This is a genomic window from Kitasatospora sp. NPDC001539 (assembly GCF_040298565.1).
Classification (GTDB): Bacteria; Actinomycetota; Actinomycetes; order Streptomycetales; family Streptomycetaceae; genus Kitasatospora.
Genome location: NZ_JBEPAK010000012.1, coordinates 43,771 through 51,577, shown reverse-complemented (window position 1 = coordinate 51,577; position 7,807 = coordinate 43,771). Strand labels below are relative to the sequence as shown.

The 7,807-nt window shown below is 74.9% G+C and carries 4 protein-coding genes; 1 reads left to right on the top strand and 3 read right to left on the bottom strand.

Translation table 11 applies throughout. The annotated features are described in order from the left end of the window. Positions 1-39 precede the first annotated feature (39 nt). A complete protein-coding gene (locus tag ABT247_RS04645) occupies positions 40-2,343 on the bottom strand; it encodes an FdhF/YdeP family oxidoreductase (RefSeq protein WP_350737869.1) in 2,304 nt (767 codons plus the stop codon). Positions 2,344-2,494: 151 nt separating this feature from the next. Here ABT247_RS04645 and ABT247_RS04640 point away from each other — a divergent pair, with 151 nt between their 5' ends. Beyond that, on the top strand, positions 2,495-4,309 hold the full coding sequence (locus tag ABT247_RS04640) for a serine/threonine-protein kinase (RefSeq protein ID WP_350737866.1): 1,815 nt from the start codon (positions 2,495-2,497) through the stop codon (positions 4,307-4,309). Positions 4,310-4,408: 99 nt separating this feature from the next. Here the strand turns inward: ABT247_RS04640 and ABT247_RS04635 are convergent, their stop codons facing one another. Both ABT247_RS04635 and ABT247_RS04630 read right to left on the bottom strand, forming a co-directional pair. After that, positions 4,409-6,337: an FAD/NAD(P)-binding protein gene (locus ABT247_RS04635; RefSeq protein WP_350737863.1), complete on the bottom strand. Its 1,929-nt coding sequence runs from the start codon at positions 6,335-6,337 to the stop codon at positions 4,409-4,411. After that, entirely contained in the window at positions 6,334-7,305 is a 972-nt protein-coding gene (locus ABT247_RS04630) for an amino acid ABC transporter permease (protein WP_350737860.1), read from the bottom strand. The genes ABT247_RS04635 and ABT247_RS04630 overlap by 4 nt, the downstream gene beginning before the upstream one ends. Positions 7,306-7,807: the final 502 nt, after the last annotated feature.

The following is a 7,807-nucleotide window of genomic DNA, read 5'->3' as shown; positions in this document are numbered from 1 at the left end:
GTCCCCGGCGGGCGGCCGGCCTCCGTGCTGCTCGGCCCGTCAGTTCCGCTCGGCCCGCTCCCCGCCCCCGCCCGAGTCGGGTTCGAAGCGGATGACGACGGCCTTGGACGTGGGGGTGTTGCTGATGTCGGCCGTGGAGTCGAGCGGCACCAGGACGTTGGTCTCCGGGTAGTAGGCCGCGGCGCCCGCGCGGGCCACGGGGTAGTGGACGACGCGGAAGTGCGGGGCGCGGCGCTCGGTGCCGTCCGTCCACTCGCTCACCAGGTCGACGTACTGGCCCTCGGCGAGGCCGAGCTCGGCGGCGTCGGCCGGGTTCACCAGCACCACCCGGCGGCCGCCCCGGATGCCGCGGTAGCGGTCGTCGAGGCCGTAGACCGTGGTGTTGTACTGGTCGTGGGAGCGCAGCGTCTGCAACAGCAGCCGGCCCGGCGGGACCTCGGGCGCGCACAGCGGGTTGACCGTGAAGTTGGCCTTGCCGGTCGCGGTCGGGAAGGTGCGGGAGTCGCGCGGGCCGTGCGGGAGGGTGAAGCCGCCGGGGCGGCGGACCTTCTCGTTGTAGTCCTCGAAGCCGGGCACGACCCGGGCGATCCGGGCCCGCAGGGTGTCGTAGTCGGAGGCGAAGTCCTCCCACGGCACGCTGTCCTGCGGCCCGAGGACGGTACGGGCCAGGCGGCAGATGATCGCCGTCTCGGAGAGCAGGCCGGGCGCGGGCGGGCGCAGGCCGCCGCGGGAGGCGTGGACCTGGCCCATCGAGTCCTCGACCGACACGAACTGGGGGCCGTGCGCCGTGACGTCCCGGTCGGTGCGGCCGAGGGTGGGCAGGATCAGGGCGCGCGCGCCGGTGACCACGTGCGAGCGGTTGAGCTTGGTGGAGACGTGCACGGTCAGCCGGCAGCGGCGCATCGCGGCCTCGGTGACCTCGGTGTCCGGGGTGGCGGCGACGAAGTTGCCGCCCATCGCGAAGAACACCTTGACCTTGCCGTCGCGCATCGCGCGGATGGTGTCCACCGAGTCGTAGCCGTGCGCGCGCGGCGGCTCGAAGGCGAACTCCCTGCCCAGGGCGTCGAGGAAGGCCGCCGTCGGCCGCTCGAAGATGCCCATCGTCCGGTCGCCCTGGACGTTGCTGTGCCCGCGCACCGGGCAGACCCCGGCGCCCGGGCGGCCCACGTTGCCGCGCAGCAGCAGGAAGTTGACCACCTCGCGGATGGTGGGGACGGCGTGCTTGTGCTGGGTGAGGCCCATCGCCCAGCAGACGATCACCTTCTCGGAGGCCAGCACCAGGCGGCCCAGCTCCTCGATCTGCTCCCAGGGCAGGCCGGTCGCGGCCAGCACGTCCGCGGGCTCGGTCTTGAGCGCCTGCTCCTCGAACTCCTCGAAGCCGTGGCAGTGTTCGGCCACGAAGGCGCGGTCGACGCCGTCCCGCTCCAGGATGATCCGGTTGAGCGCGCGGAACAGCGCGAGGTCCCCGCCGAGGCGGATCTGCAGGAAGAGGTCGGTCAGCTTGGTGCCGTGGCCGACCAGCCCGCGCGCGTGCTGCGGGTTCTTGAACCGCTCCAGGCCCGCCTCCGGCAGCGGGTTCACGCTGACGATGGTCGCGCCCGCCCGCTTGGCGCGCTCCAGCGCGGAGAGCATCCGGGGGTGGTTGGTGCCCGGGTTCTGCCCCGCCACGATGATCAGGTCGGCCTGGTAGAGGTCCTTGAGGCTCACGCTGCCCTTGCCGACGCCGAGCGTCTCGGTGAGCGCCGAACCGGAGGACTCGTGGCACATGTTGGAGCAGTCCGGCAGGTTGTTGGTGCCCAGGCGCCGGGCGAACAGCTGGTACGCGAAGGCGGCCTCGTTGCTGGTGCGGCCGGAGGTGTAGAAGGCGGCGCCGTCCGGGGTGTCCAGCGCGCGCAACTCCTCGGCGATCAGCGCGAAGGCGTCGTCCCAGGAGACCGGCGTGTAGTGGGTGGCGCCCTCGTCGAGCAGCATCGGCTGGGTGAGCCGGCCCTGCTGGCCGAGCCAGTAGCCGGAGCGCTCGGCGAGCTCGGCGACCGGATGGGCGGCGAAGAACTCGGCCCGGATCCGGCGCTCGGTGGCCTCCTCGGCCACGGCCTTGGCGCCGTTCTCGCAGAACTCGGCGGTGTGCGTCCGGTCCGGCTCGGGCCAGGCGCAGCCGGGGCAGTCGAAACCGTTCGGCTGGTTGACCTTCAGCAGGGTGGCGAGGGTGCGGCGGGCACCCATCTGCTCGGCGGCCATCCGCAGACTGTGGCCGACGGCGGGCAGACCGGCGGCCGCGTGCTGGGGCGCGGACACCTCGGGGGCGTCCTGCGCCGGGTCGCTCTGCGGGGCCTGCTTGGCCATGACTGCGCTCCTCGGGCTCTGCTGGTGCGAGCCGCCGCACCGTCGCGGGGCCCGCGCCCATCCTTCCACCTGGGCCGGGCCGGCGGGAGGGCCGTCGGTAGAGTCTGGGCGTCATGACGGGACGGACGTCCTGACGGGAGGGGAGGGGCGCGTGCGAGTCGGTGACGTCCTCGACGGCCGGTACGAGCTGCGGGAGAAGCTCGGACAGGGCGGCTTCGGGGTGGTGTGGCGGGCCCAGGACACCCGGGTGGGACGGCCGGTGGCGGTCAAGGTCATCGGGCACCACGGCGGCGACCACGCGAAGGCCGCGCTGCGCTTCGTCCGGGAGGCCGGCGCGGCCGGAAACCTCTCCCACCCGCACATCGTCACCGTGCACGACCTCGGACAGTGCGAGCTCGCCGGCCAGGAGGTCACCTACCTGGTGATGGAGCTGCTCACCGGCCGCACCCTGACCGAGGTGCTGCGGGCGGGCGTGCCCGAGCCCGCGCTCAGCCTGCGCTGGGGGCGGCAGATCAGCGCCGCGCTGGCGGCCGCGCACGACGCGGGCATGGTGCACCGGGACATCAAGCCGGACAACATCATGATCACCGACGCCGGGCACCTGAAGGTGCTGGACTTCGGGATCGCCCAACTGGACACCGGCGCGGGCGGACTGACCACCACCGGGACCATCGTCGGCAGCCCGGCGTACATGGCGCCCGAGCGGTGGACGGGCGGCCGGGTGGACGGGCGGGCCGACCTCTACGCGCTCGGCTGCGTGCTGGTCGAACTGTTCACCGGAGCACGGCCGTTCACCGGGGACTCGACGCCGGTGCTGATGTACCAGCACCTCAACGAGCCGCCGGCGCCGCTGGACCCGGCCCGGTTCGGGCTGCCGCCGCAGGTGGCGGGGCTGGTCGCGGAGCTGCTGGCCAAGGACCCGGCGGACCGGCCGGCCGACGCGCGTGCGGTCGAGCGGCGGCTGGCGGAACCGGCGGCGCCGCCGCCCCCGGCGCAGCCGCCGCTCCCGGCTTCGCCGCCGGCACCTCCGGCCGTCCCGCCGGCTGCGCCGGTGGTGTCCGCTGCGCCCGTGCCGCCGGCTGCGCCGGTGCCGCCCGCTGCGCCGGTGGTGCCCGCGCCGTCGGTGCTGTCGCCGTTGACCACCCCGCCGGTGGTCGCCGCCCCGCCGTCCGCCGAGGCCGTACGGGCCGGGCTGCGCGAGCGCCGTACGGCCGCCTACCGGGCCGCGACACCCGGTGAGGCGGCGATCCAGCTCCAGGCGATCGCCCAGGAGTGCGTCACCGCGCTGGGTGCGGCCGACCGCGACACCCTCTGCACCTGGCGGGACTTCGCCTGGTACCTCAGCCGGACCGGGGACCTGGACGGCGCGATCCGGCTGCTGTCCGCCCTGGTGGAGGACATGCGCGCGGCGCTCGGCGCGACCGATCCGGACACCCTGGGCGCCCGCCACCACCTGGTGTGGTGCATCGGCGAGAGCGGCTCGGTGGTGACGGCGATCCGGCTGATGAACGAACTCCTCCCGGACCTCCACGCCGTCTGGGGCGCGCTGGACGGCCGGGTCCTGAAGGCGCGGCACGACGTCGCCGTCCACCACGCCGACCGGGGCGACCTGCAGAGCGCGGTGGCGCTGCTGCACGCGCTGCTGCCCGACCTCGCCCGCGCGTTCGGCGAGCACCACCCGAGCACCCTCCAGGCCTGGCAGCAGCTGGCCGGCTACCAGCAGCGCCTCGCCCAGGCCGGCCGCAAGGGGCCGGCGAGGCGCCGGGCGCCGCGGATGAGCCGGATCGAGGCGCTGGTGCTGGTCCGGCGGCTGCGGGTGTGGGACTTCGCCACCGACCAGGAAGCCCGCGGCTGCATCGACGCGTTCGAGCGCGGGATGGGTCTGAAGGGCGCCGCCGACGTGGTGTTCGAGGCCCCCGACCACGTCTCGGACGAGGACCTGGTGGAGGAGATCTTCGGCCCCTGAGGCGGCACGGTCCCCGAGCGCGCACCGCCCGCGCCGCACGGACGGCCCGCACGGCCCGCGCCGCGCGCACCGCCCGCACCGCCCGCGTGGCACGCACCGTCACGCCGCCAGCGCCGGTGCCGCCGGGAGTGCGGCCAGGGCCCGGAGCAGCGCCCGGGCGGTGGCGTCGTTCTGCCGGAACGCCGGGGCGTCGGTGCGCGGCCGGGCGAAGGCGGCCGCCGAGCGCAGGCTGGTGTGCGGGCCGAGTGCGGTGCGGCGGGGGTGCGGGGCGCCGCCGAGGGCGGGGTCGAGCAGCCGGCTGTCAGCGGGGGCGATGGTGACCAGGCCGGAGCGGTGGGTGTGTTCGCCGTCGCTGACCACCTCCTCCACGAGCCGTCCGGCGCGGTGCAGTTGGCGCAGGACGGGGTCGAGGGTGCGGGAGAGCGCGTGCTTCGGCAGGTAGCCCTCGACCAGCGCCGTGGCGGTGACGGTGTGGCCGGGCACGGTGGCGCCGGTGGCCCGCCAGGTGCCGGTGGCCTCGTCCCGCTCGACCCGTACGCCGGCGCCGAGGAAGCGCACCACTCCGGCCTCGGAGAGGGCGAGCAGCTGGCGCAGCCGGAAGCCGGGCGGACCGGAGGCGAGGAAGCTGAAGAAGCCGAAGAACCACTCGTCCACCTCCTCGGCGACCGAGCGGGCGGTGAGCCGGCCGCTGGCGAGCACCCGGGGGAGCCGGCCGAACAGGGAGAGCAGGGCGAGGAACGCGCCGAGGTCGGCGCTGTGCGCCGGGTCGCGCCGGCGGTCGGCGTCGGCGGTGATGTAGCCCCGCAGGTGGGCCTGGAGTTCCTCGGCGGAGCCGAGTTCGAGCCCGGCCAGGGGGTGGTCGAGCCGCTCGAAGTCGAGCCGGTCGGCCGGGTCGGGGACGGCCTCGGTGACGAGGGCGGCGAGTTCGGAGGAGTACCAGCCGTGCCGGTCGTAGCGGGCCAGGAACTCGGGCCAGGGCAGCGCGGTGCGCTCGGGGTGGGCGTGGAACAGCTCGTGGTAGTGCCCGAAGCCGACTTCCTTGGCCATCAACGGCCAGACGTCGCGGCGCAGTTCGAGCGGCCGGCCGGTGGCGAGCAGGGCGTCCACGGCGGCCGCGTCGAAGTACCGGGGCAGCGGCGCGGGCGGTCCCTGGAGCCGGTAGTCGGTCTTGGAGTGGTACGGCACGCCGCGCCGGGAGCCGAGGTGGAGCACCGGTTCGCGGCCGGACGGGCGGTAGCGCAGGCCCGGACCGTCCCCGGAGGGTTCGAAGCGGCCGCCGCGGCCCTCGGTGAGCAGGGCGACGAGGTCGACGGAGGCGAGGCCCATGCCGCGCACCACCACCTGCTCGCCCGGGGCGATGGCGGCCAACTCGGCCTCCACGTCGGCGGAGTAGGCCGGCGGGAGGTGGAAGCGGCGGTGCCGGGCGGCGAACTCGGCGTCGGCGTCGTGGCGCGGGTGCGGAGCGGAGTCGAGGTGGCCGAGGGTGAGGGCGACGTGGTCGGCGGTGAGCGTCCGGTCGGTGAGGTGGACGGTCTGCGGGCCGTCGGCCGGGCCGTCGAGGCGGTGGACGGTGTCCCGGTGGACGGTGACGGTGACGTGCGGCGGAAGGTCGGCGACGGCGCGGCGGAACACCCAGTCCAGGTAGGCGCTCTGAGCACGCCGGGTGGGGAAGTCGGTGGGGGACAGGGCGTCCAGCTCGGCCCGTACGTCCGGGTCGGCGACCTCCCGGTAGGGCGCGAACTCGCGCCGCCGCGGGGCCCATTCGGCGAGCGAGGGGCCGGGGCGGACCGGGCCCTCGATGGTGGAGCTCTGGTCGGTGAACATGGTGACGTCCTCGGCCATCGAGTTCATCCGCAGCAGCGGGGACTGCTCGCGGCGCCAGATCCGGCCCGCTCCGGGCGGGTACCGGTCGACCAGGTGGATGTCCAACGGCCGGTCGGCGGGCAGGAGTTCGACGGCGTTGGCGGCGATCCGCTCCAGCAGCCCGGTGCCGCGGGGGCCGGCACCGACGATGACCAGGGCCGTCATGCCCGCACCACCTTGGCGAAGGCCGCGCGGGCGCGCTGCAGCGGCGTGGGCGGCAGGCCGTCCCGGCTGGCGCCCCTGGCGAAGTGCCGCTCGACGTAGTACTGCCCGACGGACAGCACGGTGGTGACCGCCAGGTACCAGAGGGTGGCGACCACCAGCATCGGGATGACCTGGTAGGACTGCAGGTAGACCAGTTGCACCGAGTAGAGCAGGTCGGAGACGGCCAGCACGCTGACGATGCTGGTGCCCTTGAGCGCGCCGATCAGCATGTTCCCGGCGGACGGCACGATCGCGCGCATCGCCTGCGGCACCACGATCCGGCGCAGTACCCGCCCGCGGCCCAGCCCGAGGGCGGCCGCCGCCTCGAGCTGGCCGCGGTCGACGGAGAGGATGCCGCCGCGGACCACCTCGGCGGCGTAGGCCGTCTCCAGCAGGGTGAGGCCGATGACGGCCGTCAGCGTCGGGCCGATCAGGTTGACGGTCTTCACGGTGACGAACTCGGGGCCGAACGGGATGCCCAGGCCGAGCGTCGGGTAGAGCGCGCCGATGTTGAAGAAGAACAGCAGCTGCACCAGCGGCGGAGTGGACCGGAAGATCCAGATGTAGCCCCAGGCGAGGGTGCGCAGCACCGGGTTGGCGGACAGCCGCATGACGGCGAGGACGGTGCCGAGGACGAACCCGAGCGCCAGGGTGACGGCGGTCAGCCACAGGGTGAGGGTCAGGCCGCTCAGCACGGACCGCGCGGTGAACCAGTCGGCGACCACGCCCCACTGGAAGGCCCGGTTGCGGATCACCGAGTTGACCGCCATCGCGGCCAGCAGCAGGGCGATCGCGGCGGCGGTCCACTGGCCGGGCTTGCGGCGGGCGACGATCCGGGCGTCGGGCCCGGGGTCCGGCGGCGGGGCGGGGCTCGTGGCGCGGGCCCGGTCGGGGGCGGGGGCGGGCAGGACGTCCTGCGGGGTGGCCATGGCGGCGGCTCCTGGGCGGAGTGCGGGCGGGAGAGGGGCACGGCGGTGGTCACGTACGCGGGTCTCGGGGGCCGGCCCGCGTCCCTCAACGCGGCCGGCGATCGCACTGCACTCCGCGCCGATCGTACGCATTCGCGATCGACGGCTGTCAAGGGCCGCCGGGGCGCGGCCGGGGGGCGCGGCCAAGGCGCCGGAGCGCTTCGGAGAAGTGTCAGGAGATCGCAACAGTGCGGCAATGATGGGTGGTTGACGTACTCCTCGGCCGACTGCTCAACTTGGGGACATGTACGCCGAGCAGCCCCTGGTCACCCGCGACCACATCGACTTCGGTCGGGTGTGGTCCGCGGCGTGTCGCGGCTGACCGGGCAGCGGGCCGCCCGTCCGGCCTGAACCTCCCGGCGGGGAGCCTCCCTCGGCCCACCCCGCTCCGGCCCGGGACCGTCGTCGACGACCGACGACCCGTCAGGTCCCCGCTGCCCGCCGACGACCTCGCACCGCGCTC